This window comes from Runella sp. R5_40 (assembly GCF_057652295.1).
This window is the reverse complement of the sequence record NZ_JBYFCH010000009.1, coordinates 210,941-229,689: the sequence shown is the minus strand read 5'-3', so window position 1 is coordinate 229,689 and position 18,749 is coordinate 210,941. Positions and strand designations below refer to the sequence as shown.

Annotated in this window: 6 protein-coding genes; all 6 read left to right on the top strand. The window is 46.7% G+C overall.

Annotated features, from left to right (window positions below; translation table 11 throughout):
* Positions 1-43: 43 nt before the first annotated feature.
* Positions 44-4,099, top strand: coding sequence for a hybrid sensor histidine kinase/response regulator transcription factor (locus tag AC23N5_RS17545; protein ID WP_487756584.1), 4,056 nt, complete (start codon positions 44-46; stop codon positions 4,097-4,099).
* Between the two features lie 278 nt (positions 4,100-4,377).
* Positions 4,378-14,391 carry a BspA family leucine-rich repeat surface protein gene (locus AC23N5_RS17540; protein WP_487756583.1) on the top strand — a complete coding sequence of 3,338 codons (10,014 nt, stop codon included), beginning with the start codon at positions 4,378-4,380 and terminating at the stop codon, positions 14,389-14,391.
* Between the two features lie 246 nt (positions 14,392-14,637).
* A complete protein-coding gene (locus AC23N5_RS17535; protein ID WP_487756582.1) occupies positions 14,638-15,693 on the top strand; it encodes an aldose epimerase family protein in 1,056 nt (351 codons plus the stop codon).
* 97 nt (positions 15,694-15,790) lie between these two features.
* Positions 15,791-16,774, top strand: a complete 984-nt coding sequence (locus tag AC23N5_RS17530) for an alpha-E domain-containing protein (RefSeq protein WP_183974101.1) — start codon at positions 15,791-15,793, stop codon at positions 16,772-16,774.
* A 9-nt stretch (positions 16,775-16,783) separates the two neighbouring features.
* Entirely contained in the window at positions 16,784-17,518 is a 735-nt protein-coding gene (locus tag AC23N5_RS17525; RefSeq protein ID WP_183974103.1) for a proteasome-type protease, read from the top strand.
* Positions 17,519-17,587: 69 nt separating this feature from the next.
* Positions 17,588-18,427: a transglutaminase family protein gene (locus tag AC23N5_RS17520; RefSeq protein ID WP_487756581.1), complete on the top strand. Its 840-nt coding sequence runs from the start codon at positions 17,588-17,590 to the stop codon at positions 18,425-18,427.
* Positions 18,428-18,749: the final 322 nt, after the last annotated feature.

Below are 18,749 nucleotides of genomic sequence, written 5' to 3'. Positions count from 1 at the left end.
CCACTAAATTTTCGTTATTTTGAATTTGAAAGTAAACCCGAAAATGAGATTTTGGATTTTTCTGTTTTTTCCTTTTTCGCTGCTTGCTCAAACCAACGGGTGGCAAGGGATTACTATTTCTGATGGTCTCTCACAGGGGATGATTTATGATCTCATTCAAGACCGCCAGGGCTTTTTATGGTTTGCCACGAAAGATGGATTAAATCGGTACGATGGTTATAACTTCAACGTTTTTACTCATAATCCTTACAATCCGTTTAGCATTTCGGGAAATACCTGTACTGCCTTACTGGAAGATACCCAAGGGCGAATTTGGGTGGGTACCCAAAAAGATGGTTTGAATCTCTATGACCCTCAAACGCATCGGTTTTATCACGCCAATATCATTGATAAACAGCTTACCAATGCAGGGAATTATGAAATTTCTTATCTAAAAGAAGATAAAGCTGGCGCGATTTGGATTATTACAAGTCAGGTAGGAAAGCTTTTTAAAATTATTCCCAAGCAATTTTACCCTCCACAAAACGACTTCTCCGATTGGGTTCAAACTGTTTCGGGCGGCGCTCCGTCGGGCGGCGTTCCGTCAAAAAAAACAGCAGTCCCCGATTTTGTATTTGATAAAACAAGCATCGAGTTTAGATATTCAGAAACTATTTATCAATCTGAACCGGAATTTTTATCCATTAAAAACGTAACAACTGACGCGCCATGGGCAAATGTGATTCGAGATGCGGATAAACGATTTTGGTTCTTAGGAACGGATGTGTTACTCTGTATTAAAGGGACTTTTGTTAAAAAAATCACCTTTAAAACTCCTTCAAACCAGCGAATAGTTGTCAATATTTTTCAGGACGGCACTATTGCCATCTGCAACCAGAAATATGTATGGATTTTCAAAGTCAATGAACTTCTCCAATTAAATGAACTCACGCCGCAAAATGCCTTTGCCCAACTGCCGCCCGACAAAGACATCATTAACCAATTATTCAAAGACCAAAATGGTAACGTATGGGTAGCTACTGGCGGATACGGACTGCTCAAGTTTAATCCCCGCATCAAGCAATTCCACTCTTTTCTGCCTCAACACTCCCCTTCTTCGCTTTATCAGGACCAGCAGGGAAGGGTGTATGTACACGGTAATTACCGCCCATCTTACCATTTTTATGAATTGGATAAACTGGCAAATAGGCTCAAGCCTATTCCCAATGTGACCTACGTATTTACGCAGGGTCATGATGTTCTGCTTCAGGACAAACACAACGATTTCTGGTTGCTAGGTCGGGTAGGGACTAAAGTCAACCGAAGTTTGAAGAAATATTCAGTTGATTGGCAGTTAATCAAGGAATATCCCCTCCCTCCGCTCAACGAATTGAAAAGCGGAAGTTTTAAGCTCTTGCAAGACAGTGCAGAAAATATATGGATTGGCCATACGGAAGGGAACTTGATAAAATTTAACCCCACAACTGAGCAGTTTCAAGTTTTTAGCTATCATTCACTGTTGCCCAAAAGCGGTGCTGCTGTTGAAACATTTGCTTTGTATCAGGACAAGCAGCATACGCTGTGGATTGGTACGCAAAAAGGACTTATTAAGGCCGAACATCCACAAACCTCTCCTGTCTTTTCACTCTATAAAAACAGCAAAACCGACCGCCGTAGTTTGAGTGAAGATTTTGTTTCGGGAATGATAGATGACCCATTTCTTCCTGACAAGTACCTGTGGGTAAGCACCAAAGGAGGTGGTTTGGAGCGTTTGAATAAGCAACTTGGGATATTTGAACATTTTACCGAAGCCCAAGGATTACCCAATAAAGTCGTCTATGGTATCTTGGAAGGAGAAGATAAAAGCCTGTGGGTGAGTACCAATCGAGGTATTGCACGGCTAAACCCAAAATCATTGATTTGTACTAATTTCAATAAATCAGACGGGTTGCAGGATGATGAGTTTAACACCAATTCGTATTTCAAATCGCCTTCGGGCGAGTTATTGTTTGGAGGGGTAAACGGTGTTACGAGCTTTCGCCCATCGGCCATGGGAAGCATTCAAAAACCGCCAATTATTAAAATCATCGGATTAAAAGTAAACAATAAAACCGTAGTTCCAGGCGATGACAACAATATTTTGGAGAAAGCCATTGAATTTTTGCCTTCGCTCCAACTGGCTCATGACGAAAATCAGGTTAGTCTTGAATTTGGCATCATGGACTTTACCAATCCCGTTAAAAATCGATTTCGCTATCAACTGGAAGGAATTGATGGCAATTGGGTAGAAACGGGTACTACCCGATTTGCCAATTTTACGCAGTTGCCAAGCGGGAGCTATACTTTTCGGGTGCAGGGAAGTACCAACGGAGAAATCTGGAGCCAGCCCGTTGCGTTGGAGATTCGGGTTAACCCGCCTTTTTACCGCACTTGGTGGGCTTACTTGTTGTACCTGAGTGTTATTTCTTACGTCATTTATCGGGTGTATCAAAATCAGTTGAACCGCTTTCGATTGCAGGAAGAAATACGTTTTAAAGACAAAGAAACCGAACGGCTGGCTGAACTCGACCAATTGAAAACGCAGTTTTTTACCAATATTTCGCACGAATTTCGGACGCCACTCACCTTGATTTTGGGGCCTATGGAACAAATAGTAAAGGATTATGCCCGAGATACTCGCTTTCCGATGATGCAACGCAATGCACAGCGTTTGTTGGAATTAATCAATCAACTGCTGGATTTAGGAAAACTCGATGCCCGTCAAATGCAGGTCAATCTTCAACCGGGCGACATTGCGAGGTTTATCCAGTTGTTGGGGAGCTCCTTTCAATCGCTGGCAGAAAACCGAAGTATCACGTTCTTGATTCATCAAAATCAGCCAAAAGTCCTCGCCAATTTTGACGCCGATAAAATGGAGAAAATCATTATTAATCTGCTCTCCAATGCGTTTAAATTTAGCGAAAATGGGGGGCGTATTGAGATGTCTGTAGAATACAGCTCTCCCATCGGGGGCGGAGGGATGGGGGCTGTAATTACCATTTCAGACAGCGGCATTGGCATTGATCCTGAGAAATTGAATAAAATATTCGACCGCTTTTACCAAATTGACAGTTCTACAAAACGTAACTACGAAGGAACAGGCATTGGTTTGGCGCTGGTCAAAGAATTAGTCAATCTCTTGAAAGGGACTATTCAGGTGGAAAGCCAACAGGGCGTAGGCACCACTTTTAAGGTAACAATACCTCTTGTCCCTCTTGCCGATTCATCAGATTTATCTACTGAAGAAGTGTTGAACAGATTTGGCACTAAAACAGAAACGATTGAAAAAAAAGCAATAAAAAACAGCCAAGAATCCTCCTTAGGAAATGAGGAGCCTCTTTTGCTCATTGTAGAAGACAACGATGATTTGAGGGCTTACATTCGGACGGTCTTTGAAGAGGCTTACCAAGTTATTGAAGCCTGCGATGGGCAGGAAGGACTCGAAAAAGCCACTGAATTTGTACCTGATATCGTCATCAGCGATTTGATGATGCCCCGCATGGATGGATTTGAATTTTGCAAACAGCTAAAATCCAACGAGAAAACCAGCCACATTCCTGTGGTAATGCTGACGGCCAAAGCTACGTTAGAAGATCGTCTTGAAGGCTTCGACTTGGGGGCTGACGAGTACCTGGTCAAACCCTTCAATGCGTCCGAAATTAAAGCCAGGGTTCGGAATTTGATTAAGATTCGAGAAAAACTCAGGGAACTATTTCGCCAAGAAGTGATTGAGTTGAAACCGACGGAAGTGAAGGTTAATTCCATGGATAAGGTCTTTATCCAAAAAGCCAAAATGGTCATCGATAAACACATTTCGAAAAGCGAATTTGACGTAGTTCAGTTTGCCGAAGAAATGAACATGGCCCCGGTGCAATTGCGACGTAAGCTAAAAGCCCTCACCAACCAAACTGCCATCGAATTTGTGCGCCATTATCGATTGCAGCGAGCGGCCGACCTGCTCACTCAGAAAGCGGGGACAGTCTCCGATATCGCCTTTGGAGTCGGCTTTGAAAACCTCTCCTATTTTGCTCGGGTGTTTCAAGAAAAGTACGGCGTGCTCCCTTCTGATTATCCCGATTAGCCATTGGCCAACAACCCAAAGCAATTCTCTTCGTAGCCCCCAAAAGGGGCTTTTTTTATGCTTTTTGGGTTAGAAAAACGCAAAAAGTCCGAAATGGACTAATAAATGTTCTTTTTGAGCTAACACCCGAGTCGCCAAATCGGGCACATTTGCTTTGTTTTTTATGGTAGAAAGCAAGCCCAAAGGAGGAGGCTCAAAACATCGGTTTGACGAAACGGGTGTTCTTCTCCTTTTCTTTCTTCTGCCCTGAAAACGGTTACTCAAACTCAATTTTTACTATGAAAAACCTCATTACTCATTTGCTGTACTTTTTATTGATTGCCTTTTGTGGCACGACAACAGTCATCGGACAAACGTTGTGTGTGAACACAGGCACGCCGTCGAGCTCAGGCGGAGGTGCAGTAACCGATTTTGCCCAAAGCTTTACCATGAGTGGTGGCTGCAATGGTGAATTTGCTGGACTCATTGTTTCTGTTTCTGGTATTGTTAGTGATGGTAACCCTGTTTGGAATTTGAACATTTACCAAGGGGATGGTTTTAGCGGAACCCTACAGTATTCTCAGACAGGTATGGTATTGACCCAAATTGGAAGCTACCTTCTTATCGAAATTGCTGGAGGCAGTGGCTCCAGGGCGTTCACGAATGGTAATCAATATACCTTTCGGGTTTCCACAGCAGCCCCAATGAACTCTTTTACACCTTTTCAAAATACTACCAGTTTTTACGCAGGTGGACAAGCCTATGTCAATGGTACTCCGATTAGTGCTGGAGGAGACTTCACAAGAGTAGGTGTATTTACTCAGCCTGCTACCAGTTCCTGCGGAGCAGCAACCCGCCTTTATGTCAAACACAATGCCAGTGGTGCCAATGATGGGACTTCCTGGACAGATGCCTATACCAGCCTGCAAAGCGCCATTGATTATGCACGAGGATGTAGCAATATTCAAGAAATCTGGGTTGCGGCAGGCACGTACAAACCGTCTAAGGATAAAACTGGAAATGCCAGCCCGGGTATTTCTAGTGCCAAAACTTTTTATATCAACTTCCCAGTGGACATTTATGGTGGCTTCGCGGGTACAGAAAGTGTACTTTCTCAGCGAAATATTTCTTCGAACCTAACTATTCTTAGTGGGGATATCGACAATAATGATATCGCCAACCCAGCAGTCATTGCTACCCATGTACAGGGTACAAATTCTAATGTTGTTTTACATATTCAGAATGTGGCACAAGGGGTTACGGTGGACGGGTTCACCATTACTGCAGGGAAGCGTGTTCCTAACTTTTCAGGAGGAGGGATTCATAATGAAGGATTGGGTTTTCCATTCGGTTGTACTGCGATCATCCGCAACTGCAAAATCCAGGGAAATGTCGGACCTGCTGTATTCAATAGTGGTAACCTTAGTGAAAACTCCAGTGGAAAGGCAATTTTATTGCTTGAAAATTCTACCATCTCCGGGAACAGCGAAAGTTTCTATGCCCCTGGAATCTTTTCTAATTCAAATGGAGGAAAAACCATTACTACGGTTACCAACTGTACTTTCTCAAACAATACCTCCACCCCTAACCTAACCAGTAATAGTGGGGCTTACAATGAATACGCACAAAGTGGAAATGGAGAAGCAACTTTTTCCAATTGTATTTTCAAAGACAACAGCACTACGAGTAATGGAGCGGCAGTTCATGTCAATGGGTCATTTTCAGGCAGAGTAAACCACAGCTTTACCAACTGTATTTTTATGAACAACACTGCCGGGGATAAAGGCGGTGCTTATTATGCCAATGGCGCTTCCAGCGGGCGGATCACTTCAATATTCACCAATTGCACCTTTTATAATAATGCTGCTACTAACGGCGGTAGTGCTGTTTACCACACCACAAGTGTTGCTCCGACCAGCCCTATGCTGCTTCGCAATTGTATTCTATGGCAAAATACCAATGAGATCCTACTCGAAGGCCTGGCCACAATGACGCTTTCCCATAGCCTCATCAATGGCAGCAGTGCTCCAACAGGCGTTACATCCGATAATAGCCTTTTCAACACCAATCCGATTTTTGTCAACGCAGCAACGGGCAACCTCCGCTTGCAATCCAGCTCCCCAGTTATTAACGTGGGCAATAATGCCCTCATTCCCAATGGTGTAACTACTGATTTGGACGGTAATCCCCGCATCTTTAACAACGGTACGGTGGATATGGGCGCGTATGAGCTTCAGGAAAACCCGCCTGGCAGCACGAGACCCTTTATAACCACTTGGAAAACGAATAACCCTGGCACCTCCAACAGCACCTCCATCACCATTCCTGCCAACGGAACCTACGACGTAGATTGGAACAACGATGGCACCTTCGACCAATTGGGCGTGAGCGGCCCCGTCACCCACAACTTTGGGACGGCTGGTACCTATACCGTGGCTATTCGAGGAGGGCTTACGTCCATACAATTTGGCGATGGAGGAGACAAAGACAAAATCCTGTCCGTGAATCAATGGGGGGATATCGGCTGGATAACAATGTACAGAGCATTTCATGGTTGTTCTAATCTGAACGTGCTGGCCAATGACAGCCCCGATTTAAGTAACGTGACCAACCTGCAAGAAATGTTTCGGAATGCCACTTCTCTCAATGCCAATCTGAACGGTTGGGATGTGAGCAGTGTCACGAATATGTATGGTGTGTTTTCGGAAACCGCCTCTTTCAATCAGCCCCTTTCCAATTGGAATGTCAGTCAGGTCACTGATTTTAGAAGCATGTTTGAGGATGCATCGGTCTTCAATCAACCTTTAAATACCTGGACCCTCAATACTACTCTGGGCGCTAATGTCACCATGCAGTATATGTTTGCAAACGCTGGGGCCTTTAATCAGGATTTGAATTCGTGGAATGTTAGCCGGGTCACCGACATGAGTTTCATGTTTTGGAATGCAACTGTTTTTAACGGAAACATTACCAATTGGAATGTAGGTAACGTTACGTCAATGGATCATATGTTTCGCGGGGCCAACTCATTTAATCAACCCATTGGCGGTTGGAATGTAAGTAATGTTACGAATATGTATGCGATGTTTGCCAACAATACAGCCTTTAATCAGCCCCTTTCCAATTGGAATGTCAGTAAGGTAACTGATTTTGAGATTATGTTTGGGCAGGCCACAGCCTTCAATCAACCCTTGAACTGGACAATCAACACAACCCCGGGCGCTACGGTCACTATGAGGGGTATGTTTAGTTTAAACACGGTTTTCAATCAGGATCTGAATTCGTGGAACGTGAGTCGGGTCACCAACATGAGTAAAATGTTCGAGAATGCAACTGCTTTTAACGGAAACATCACCAATTGGAATGTGAGCAATGTAACCGCAATGGATGAAATGTTTCACAATGCCACATCATTTAACCTAAATGTAGGTAATTGGAACATTGCGAGTGCCACCTCAATGACTGATCTATTTCTTAATTCCGCTATTTCCAGGGAAAATTATGATGCGATACTTATTGCCTGGAATACCGCCGGCTATACCAACAAAAATTTGGGCAGTGCTTCACCCTTACAATACTGTGCGGGGCAGGCCGCCCGAACCAATCTGGTCAATAACAAAGGCTGGGCCATCGCAGGAGATATCTATACGAATGTGTGTTTTCCTGCAGAAATCAACCTCAAAGGCAATGATGTTTCTATTGTAAACGGCGATACTGCTCCTTCTGCCGATGACCATACTGATTTCGGTTCACAAAATGTAAACTCGGGCACCATCGTCCGCACTTTCACCATCGTAAATACGGCATTGGGGACATTAAATTTGACTGGAAACCCCAACAAAGTAACCATCAGCGGCACAAACGCCGCAGAGTTTACCGTCACCACTCAGCCGACTTCGCCCGTGGCGGCAAATGGCAGTACGACTTTTCAGATTACTTTCGATCCTTCGGCTTCGGGTTTAAGAACAGCTACGGTGAGCATTGCCAACAATACCAGCAGTGCCAATCCCTACACCTTCGCCATTCAGGGATCTGGTCTGTGCGATATTACCGTTACGGCTTCTGTGACGCAGCAGCCCACTTGTACAACGCAAACGGGGACAATTGTAGTGACAGCGCCGCTGGGTCAGGATATTGAATACAGCGTTGGAAATGGTTATCAAACGTCGGCGACATTCAGCGGATTGCTTCCGAATCCGTATCAAGTAACGGCAAAAAATACGTTAACGGGATGTGTGTCATCGCCGTTGAGTTTGACGGTGAATGCCGTACCGAACGCGCCCGCCCTCCCGACGGCTTCTGTGACGCAGCAGCCCACTTGTACAACGCAAACGGGGACAATTGTAGTGACAGCGCCGATGGGACAAGATATTGAATACAGCGTTGGCAATGGGTATCAAACGTCGGCGACATTCAGCGGATTGCTTCCGAATCCGTATCAAGTAACGGCAAAAAATACGTTAACGGGATGTGTGTCATCGCCGTTGAGTTTGACGGTGAATGCCGTGCCGAACGCGCCCGCCCTCCCGACAGCGAGTGTGACGCAGCAGCCCACTTGTACGACGCCAACGGGTACAATTGTAGTGACAGCGCCAATGGGTCAGGATATTGAATACAGCGTTGGCAATGGGTATCAAACGTCGGCGACATTCAGTGGTTTGGCTCCGAATCCCTATCAAGTGACGGCAAAGAATACGGTAACGGGTTGTGTGTCATCGCCTTTGAGTTTGACGGTGAATGCAGTTCCGAACGCACCAGCGACGCCGACAGCGAGTGTGACACAGCAGCCCACTTGTACGACACCGACGGGGACAATTGTAGTGACTGCGCCGACGGGGCAGGATATTGAATACAGCGTTGGTAATGGCTATCAAACGTCGGCGACATTCAGCGGTTTGGCTCCAAATCCCTATCAAGTAACGGCAAAAAATACGGTAACGGGTTGTGTGTCATCGCCATTGAGTTTGACGGTGAATGCAGTTCCGAACGCACCAGCGACGCCAACGGCAAGTGTAACGCAACAACCCACTTGTACAACACCAACGGGAACAATTGTGGTGACAGCGCCAATGGGTCAAGATATAGAATACAGCGTTGGCAATGGGTATCAAACTTCGGCGACCTTTAGTGGTTTGGCTCCGAATCCGTACCAAGTAACGGCAAAAAATACAGTAACAGGTTGTGTGTCATCGCCATTGAGTTTGACGGTGAATGCGGTGCCGAACGCGCCAGCGATCCCCACAGCGAGTGTAACGCAGCAGCCCACTTGTACAACGCCAACGGGTACGATTGTGGTGACAGCGCCAATGGGTCAAGATATAGAATACAGCGTTGGCAATGGGTATCAAACTTCGGCGACCTTTAGTGGTTTGGCTCCGAATCCGTACCAAGTAACGGCAAAAAATACAGTAACAGGTTGTGTGTCATCGCCATTGAGTTTGACGGTGAATGCGGTGCCGAACGCGCCAGCGATCCCCACAGCGAGTGTAACGCAGCAGCCCACTTGTACAACGCCAACGGGTACGATTGTGGTGACAGCGCCGACGGGTCAGGATATTGAATACAGCGTTGGCAATGGTTATCAAACGTCGGCGACCTTCAGCGGTTTGGCTCCGAATCCATACCAAGTGACGGCAAAAAATACGTTAACGGGTTGTGTATCATCACCATTGAGTTTGACGGTGAATGCCGTGCCGAACGCGCCAGCCATCCCGACAGCTTCTGTAACGCAGCAGCCTACTTGTACGACGCCAACGGGGACGATTGTAGTGACATCCCCAACGGGTGCCAACATTGAGTACAGCGTTGGGGGGAGCTACCAAACGTCGGCGACATTCAGCGGTTTGGCTCCAAATCCGTACCAAGTGACGGCAAAAAATACAGTAACAGGTTGTGTGTCATCGCCATTGAGTTTGATGGTGAATGCAGTTCCGAACGCACCAGCGACGCCGACGGCGAGTGTAACGCAACAACCGACTTGTACAACACCAACGGGGACTATTGTGGTGACAGCGCCGACGGGTCAGGATATAGAATACAGCGTTGGCAATGGTTATCAAACGTCGGGGACATTCAGTGGTTTGACTCCCAATCCATACCAAGTAACGGCAAAAAATACGGTAACGGGTTGTGTATCATCGCCATTGAGTTTGACGGTGAATGCAGTTCCGAACGCCCCAGCGACGCCGACGGCGAGTGTGACGCAGCAACCCACTTGTACAACGCCAACGGGTATGATTGTAGTGACAGCGCCGCTGGGTCAAGATATTGAATACAGCGTTGGCAATGGCTATCAAACGTCGGCGACTTTCAGCGGTTTGGCTCCGAATCCCTATCAAGTGACGGCAAAAAATACGTTAACGGGTTGTGTGTCATCGCCTTTGAGTTTGACGGTGAATGCGGTGCCGAACGCGCCCGCCCTCCCGACAGCTTCTGTAACGCAGCAGCCCACTTGTACGATACCAACGGGGACAATTGTGGTGACTGCACCGATGGGGCAAGATATTGAATACAGCGTTGGCAATGGCTATCAAACGTCGGCGACTTTCAGCGGTTTGGCTCCGAATCCCTATCAAGTGACGGCAAAAAATACGTTAACGGGTTGTGTGTCATCGCCTTTGAGTTTGACGGTGAATGCCGTACCGAACGCGCCCGCCCTCCCGACAGCTTCTGTGACGCAGCAGCCCACTTGTACGACACCAACGGGGACGATTGTAGTGACAGCGCCGCTGGGTCAAGATATTGAATACAGCGTTGGCAATGGTTATCAAACGTCGGCGACATTTAGTGGTTTGGCTCCGAATCCATACCAAGTGACGGCCAAAAATACGTTAACGGGTTGTGTGTCATCACCGTTGAGTTTGACGGTGAATGCGGTGCCGAACGCGCCAGCGATCCCCACAGCGAGTGTAACGCAGCAGCCCACTTGTACAACGCCAACGGGTACGATTGTGGTGACAGCGCCGACGGGCCAGGATATTGAATACAGCGTTGGCAATGGCTATCAAACGTCGGCGACATTTAGTGGTTTGGCTCCGAATCCGTATCAGGTGACGGCAAAAAATACGGTAACGGGATGTGTATCATCACCGTTGAGTTTGACGGTGAATGCCGTGCCGAACGCGCCAGCCCTCCCGACAGCTTCTGTAACGCAGCAGCCCACTTGTACAACACCAACTGGTACGATTGTAGTGACAGCGCCGCTGGGTCAAGATATTGAATACAGCGTTGGCAATGGTTATCAAACGTCGGCGACATTCAGCGGATTGCTTCCGAATCCATACCAGGTGACGGCCAAAAATACGGTAACGGGTTGTGTTTCATTACCTTTGAGTTTGACGGTGAATGCGGTGCCGAACGCGCCAGCCATCCCGACGGCTTCTGTAACGCAGCAGCCCACTTGTACGACACCAACGGGGACGATTGTAGTGACAGCGCCGCTGGGTCAAGATATTGAATACAGCGTTGGCAATGGTTATCAAACGTCGGCGACCTTCAGCGGTTTGGCTCCGAATCCGTATCAGGTGACGGCAAAAAATACGTTAACGGGATGTGTATCATCACCGTTGAGTTTGACGGTGAATGCCGTACCGAACGCGCCCGCCCTCCCGACGGCCTCTGTAACGCAGCAGCCTACTTGTACGACGCCCACTGGTACGATTGTAGTGACAGCGCCGCTGGGTCAAGATATTGAATACAGCGTTGGCAATGGCTATCAAACGTCAGCGACATTCAGTGGTTTGGCTCCGAATCCATACCAAGTAACGGCAAAAAATACGGTAACGGGTTGTGTTTCATTACCTTTGAGTTTGACGGTGAATGCGGTGCCGAACGCACCAGCGACGCCGACGGCGAGTGTAACGCAGCAACCTACTTGTACAACGCCAACGGGGACTATTGTAGTGACAGCACCGACGGGTCAGGATATTGAGTACAGCGTTGGCAATGGTTATCAAACGTCGGCGACATTCAGCGGTTTGGCTCCGAATCCGTATCAAGTGACGGCAAAAAATACGTTAACAGGTTGTGTGTCATCGTCGTTGAGTTTGACGGTGAATGCCGTTGTTAGTTCGCTGCTCACCGCCACGATAAGCGGAACGGCCGTTCTTTGTAAAGGAGATCTCGCTGCTCTACTGACCTTCACGGGAAGTAACGGCGTTGCCCCCTACACATTTAGCTATCAAGTAAACGGTGGCAGTGTACAAACGGTCACGACAACGGGCGGAAGTTCGAGTGCTACAGTGAGCCAATCTACAAGCACAGAGGGAGTTTATACTTATACGTTAGTAAGTGTACGAGATGCCAACTGTTCACAAACCCAAACAGGTAGTGCGGTGGTTACTGTGCAGACGAAACCTACAATCGTACTGAATACGTTACAACAGACCCTAAATGAAGGCAACACCCAAGTTTTCTGTGACACGGATGCGAATCCTGAAAACAGTTTGCAGTTTGTGGTTTCGGGTTCATGTGTGAATGGTTCGCCCGTTTGGCGAGTTCAAGTAGGAAGTGGTACATGGAGCGAATGGTCAGCGACAGCCCCAGTTACCCAATTATCCAATAACCAACCGCACCGCTACCAAGCGGCCTGTGATGCGAGTTGTTCAAGCACTTATACCAGTCCGATTGAGTTGACGATTAATTACCGCGCTTCCGTACCTCAAAATGTGTCGCTATTGGCGGACGGGGTGACAGTGGCAGCGGGGGAGACGAAAGAAGTGTGTAGTCTGACCAACAGTCCGATTTCGTTTACAGCCAATTGTGGTGCAGGAGAATTGACCCTTTATTCGGTTGACGGTGGAGAATATAGCGCGGGTGTTCCAGCGGGATTGGTTGACAATCAGTTTCATAACTACCGCGTACGCTGCCGCAAATCGGATGGTACGCCATCTTGTGTGGAGAGTGAATCGGGGGTAATGCGGTTAAAATTGGTGCGTATTCCAACTGCGCCTACCGTTTCGTTGACATCGACAGGCAGTTGCAACCCATCTTCAAGTTTCAGCGGCCAATCATCGTGCGGCAGTTTGCGAACGGTATGGTATAATGCCACCACGAACGTGGCTTTGTCGAGCCTTCCTTCGACTATTCCAAGTGAAACGACATCGTATTACGCCCGTTGTCAGACAGAGTATGGTTGTGTGAGTGAGAAGAGTAATGTGGTGACCTTTACGGTGACACCTATTTACGTAGCGCCGATAGTTACGGTTTCGCAAGATGTGGTATGTACAGGCACGACGGTGACGGTTTCGGCGAACTGTCCAGCAGGAAGTACAACGAGCTGGAACACAGGGGTAAGCACGCCAAGTTTTGAGGTAGCATTTAGCAGCGTAACGAAGCAGAGTTACTGGGCGAAGTGCGTGTTTGAAGGCGGTTGCCAAAGTGCGGAGAGTAATCGTAAAGAGGTTTACTGGCAGGCATTTGTGGTGAGTTTGATCAACATTGGGGAGAGCAAATCGGGGATAAAGAGCAACGACCGCGCGGCGTGGAGTAGCCAGTTTGTTACCCGCGATGGCGGCCCAGAGTTGGATCAAAGCACGCAGCAGAGTCCGACGTTGTACTACGTTGAGAATGTGAATAAAATGGCGCCTCGTTATTGGACGATTCATGCGGATGCGTGTGCCTTAGGTACGAATGGATCGTTGACGTTTGATATGTTGGCGACGCCCGAGATGGGGGTGATTCGTTCCTTCAATACGCACGAGAACAATGCGCCTTACTTTATGTATGCCAACCGCGAAGGCTGGACGGAGTTATACGCCCAAAATCACCCCGCGTACGGATTTTACCAAGACAACGGAGCAGGTGGTAACGTTTATGACGCGGGTTTACCGAAAGGTTTATACAAGTTGAGTATTCGTTATTGGGACATGAAGGGTTGGGGAAGCATTTATCCCTCGACGCGGAAGCCTCAGGGGAATGTCTTAGCGTATCAAGAATATTGGTTCAGAATCCAGTCGAAAGATGGTGTGGGTGTAGGAGCAGCGAGAGAAATGGCAAATGGGCAAGAGGCAAAAGGCAAAGGGCAGGGGTCGGATAACGGAAAACAGCTAACCGATAACGGTGTCTTCGCCACCGTCATTCCGAATCCCGTCACCAGCATTCTCCGTTTGAAAGTGCAAGACAGCAAAGGGCAAGTAGTGCAGACTACATTGGCTGATGCTTCAGGACGGGCAATTTTACGCCGTCAATTTACACCTGAGACGAACACGCACCAAGAAGAGTTTGGAGTGAGTGAGTTGCCGACGGGAATGTATTTCTTGAAAGTAACGACGCCTGACAAACAAGCGACGTTGAAAGTAGTAAAAGTAGATTAACAAACAGAGTAAAATGATTGAATGAACAGGGATGCTTTGCTAAAGTGTACCTGTTTTTTTTGGTTAAAAAGGAGAGAATTGGAAAGATTCATGCTTTGAAAAAAAAGAAAACGTTGTTTTACCTCACCAATTTCTATTTTTATGCGACAGTTTGTATTTAATTTGACAATGATATGTCTGATATGTGTGGGGGCTCGCGTGAGTAGCTTCGCTCAAAAATCGACAAAAAAGACGGCTAACAAAAAGATGAACACAATCACAAAAACAACTTTTGGGCAATTGCCCGATGGCCAAACGGCCGACTTATTTACCTTGCGGAGCGCAGCTGGGGTAGAGGTACGTATCTCTAATTATGGCGGAATTATTTCTCATTTGCTTGTGCCCGACAAAAATGGCGTGAAAGAAGATGTGGTGTTAGGCTACGACCACTTGGATGGCTATCTCAAAGCATCGCCGTACTTTGGGGCATTGATAGGCCGCTACGGAAACCGAATCGCCGATGCTAAATTTACGCTTGAGGGGAAAGAGTATCCATTGGCCGTCAATAGCGGAGTCAACAACATTCACGGTGGAAAAAAGGGGTTTGACAAAAAGGTTTGGAAGGCAGAAGTGATAGAAGCAGAAAATGCCCTGAAATTGTCGTACGTGAGTCCCGACGGGGAAGAGGGTTTTCCTGGGACGCTTTCTACGGAAGTGACGTACCGTTTGACCGACGACAATGCCTTAGAAATTGAATACCGCAGCACGACCGACAAAACGACCATCGTCAATTTAACAAACCATACCTATTTTAACTTTACTGGGGCAAAAACAGACGTACTCGACCACGTGGTGACGATTAATGCCGACTATTTGGTGCCCGTCAACAAAAACCTAATTCCGACGGGTGAGCTGCGGGCGGTGAAAGGAACGCCGTTTGATTTTCTTCAACCACACGTAGTAGGAGAGCGAATCAACGACCCCGAGGATGACCAAATCAAAGTAGCTGGGGGATATGACCATTGTTGGGTAGTCAATGGAGAGCCAAAGACCTTGCGCCCAACCGCAACAGCCTACGAACCTACATCGGGGCGTTTTATGGAAGTGTTTACAACCGAGCCTGGGATTCAGTTTTACACAGGTAATTTTTTGAGCAATAACATTACGGGCAAAAATGACATTACCTACCGTAAGCGTATTGGTTTTTGTTTTGAAACTCAACATTACCCTGATTCTCCCAATCAGCCCGAATTCCCGAGCGTTGTTTTACGCCCAGGCGAAGAATATTATACCAAAACAGTATATAAATTTTCGGCAAAGTAGTTTACAGAGAGACATACAGTAAAAAATTTGGCCATTTCGGATTATTACAGTAGTTTAGCGATTGTCATTCACCAACCCCCACCTTAATAGTATGGCAATGTTAAGCCGCGTTGCAGATTCCATTTACTGGATGAATCGCTATATTGAGCGAGCTGAAAACTATGCTCGTTTCATCGGAGTAAATTTCAATTTGGCATTTGACTTGCCTCCCAGTGTCAGCGAACAATGGGAGCCACTGCTGATTGCTACTGCCGATAACTACTTGTTTTACCAGCATTACGATGAGCCCACGCGCGAAAACGTGATTAATTTCATGACGTTCGACAAGCGGAATCCGAACTCGATTTATACCTGTATTTCGGCCGCACGGGAAAATGGGCGGACGATTCGGGAAAGCATTTCGAAGGAAATGTGGGAAAACCTGAACCAACTTTACTTGTGGTTGCGCAATGTGCAACCCAAACAAGAGTGGGATTTAAACCACATGCAGGACTTCTATTCGGAAGTACGGAATGGAACACAGCTGTTTTACGGCATCGTGGATGCGACCATCACGCGCAATGAAGCATGGCATTTTGGGCGTTTGGGGCGTTTTATGGAACGTGCCGATAAAACGTCGCGTTTCTTGGATGTATCGTATTTTACCCTCATGCCCGACTCGGACGTGACAGGAAGTACACTCGAACTGGTGCTTTGGACGGCAGTATTGAAGTCGGTAAGTGCCTATAATATGTATCGTCAACAAAATCAGATGCTTACGCCAAAGCACATCGCTGAGTTTTTGATTCTTGATAAACTCTTCCCGCGTGCAATGGCCCATTGTATCCGTCAGGCTGAGTTATCGTTGTACGAAATTTCGGGCACGCCTACCTCCAACCGTTTTAGTAACCAAGCGGAGAAAAAAATGGGTAAACTACGCTCTGAAATCGAATATACCGACATTGAAGATATTTTTGAAACAGGTTTGCACCAATACCTCGACCAATTCCAAATTCGCGGAAATGAGGTAAGTAAAGCAATTTTTGAAACGTATTTCGACATCAAACCTGTCGAGGCGTTTCAGTACCAATCTCAATCCTAAGTTTTTACAATGACCTATTGTCTTGGCATTAAAGTCGCCTCTGGGCTGGTAGCCATCGCCGATACCCGCCTCACGTCGGGTACTGAAGTGAGCACCAACAAAAAAATTTCGGTCCATCAGCTCGAAAATCATTCGCTGTTTATCATGACATCGGGGCTACGCTCGGTGCGTGACAAAGCCGTGACGTATTTTCGAGAAGTGTTGGAAGAAGAAGATGGGAGTTTTAACAAACTGTATAAGGCCGTCAATGCCTTTGGCCAACAAGTAAGGCGAGTGGCACGAGAGGACAAAGAAGCACTGGATGCCGCTGGACTCCGTTTCAATTTGCACGCCATTGTAGGGGGGCAATTGGAAGACGACGACGAACACAAACTCTACCTGCTGTATCCCGAAGGCAACTGGGTAGAGGTGGGAGAAACGTCGCCATTTTTTGTTATTGGTAATTCTAATTACGGAAAGCCACTGTTGTTCAGGAGTTTAAAGTATGATTCTTCGTTGATGGATGCGCTGAAAGTCGGGTTTTTGTCTTTTGATTCAACGCGAGTAAGTGCCAACGATGTCGATTATCCTATTGACGTGGTTGTGTATGAAGAAGGAAGTTTCCACCTGACGGAACACCGCTTTCAAAAAGATGATTTAGCGCATTTGTCGCTGCAATGGAGTATGCTGCTCCAAAATTCTGTCCAGCGTTTGCCAAACGATTGGATGGATCCGATACTTGATAAAGTTCGAGATAAAGTATAAAAAGGTGGAGTAAATCTCCACCTTTTTTTTTATTTATATATATGCCTTTCCAACTCAGGGTACATTGTTATGAATATACACGTTTTGCATAAACTCTCTTATTCGTATTCCGAAGCCGTTAGCCTCGACGCTCACACCATTTATCTGCAACCGAAAGCCTCTCCGCATCAGCGCCTACTTGGGTATTCGATGGTGATAGAGCCTACGCCCAGTATGCTGGTACAAAATGTTGACGCTGAGGGAAATCACCAACAAATCGCCTATTTTCGAGAAATGACCGACCGATTGTCGATTTCGGTGGAAATGACCTTGGTTTCCAATGCCTTTAATCCCTTCGGATTTGTTTTATTTCCGTTTGAAACCGAGCGCTTGCCGTTTCATTATTCTGCTTCCCTAAAAAAATATTTACAACCGTATCTTGTACGAGAAGGGGTGACTACGTATGTCGAACAGTATGCCCGACATACGGCCGCTTCAGTACGGTGGATGACCATTCCTTTTTTGACCACGCTTTGCCGAACCATCGCCCAAGACTATGTTTATGAACGCCGCGAAGTAGGCGCTCCTATGTCGCCCGAGCACACCTTGATTGGCCGAAAAGGGTCTTGTCGGGATTTTGCCCAACTGTTTGTGGCTTGTTGTCGAAGTATCGGCTTGGCGGCACGTTTTGTAAGCGGGTATTTGTATGGTAATGTTCTGCAAGAGAATGATTTACATGCTTGGGCAGAAGTGTATTTGCCTGGGGCAGGATGGCGTGGTTTTGACCCTACTGAAGGGCAAGCTGTTGGGAACAATCACGTGTATTTGGCAGCTTCGGGAGAGCCTCAGTCCATCGCTCCTTTATCGGGTACATTTCGCGGGCGTGCTCGCTCCTTATTGACCACCGAAGTAGTCGTAGGAGTTGGATAAAATTTATGTCTTTTAGTGGTATTTTGAAACACGACGTACCCCGTGTTTTCGGCGACATTATGTACCATATTGAAAGTTTTGTATTCCAAATTTTCTTTGAATTTATACCTGCTTTTTTGTCTTGCTATTAGACATGTTTGTTTTCTTTTAATCTTCTTTTTTGTTTGGATAATAATTTGATTATCAGGATTTTGCTTGGTGATGTCTCTTCTTTGTTTAAAGCTTTTTGTTCGCATATTTGGCGCTTTTGAGTACCATTGAGCTATTTCTGTGTCCCAAAATAAATATTGAATATCCCTAAAGGATTGGCACACTAATTGTT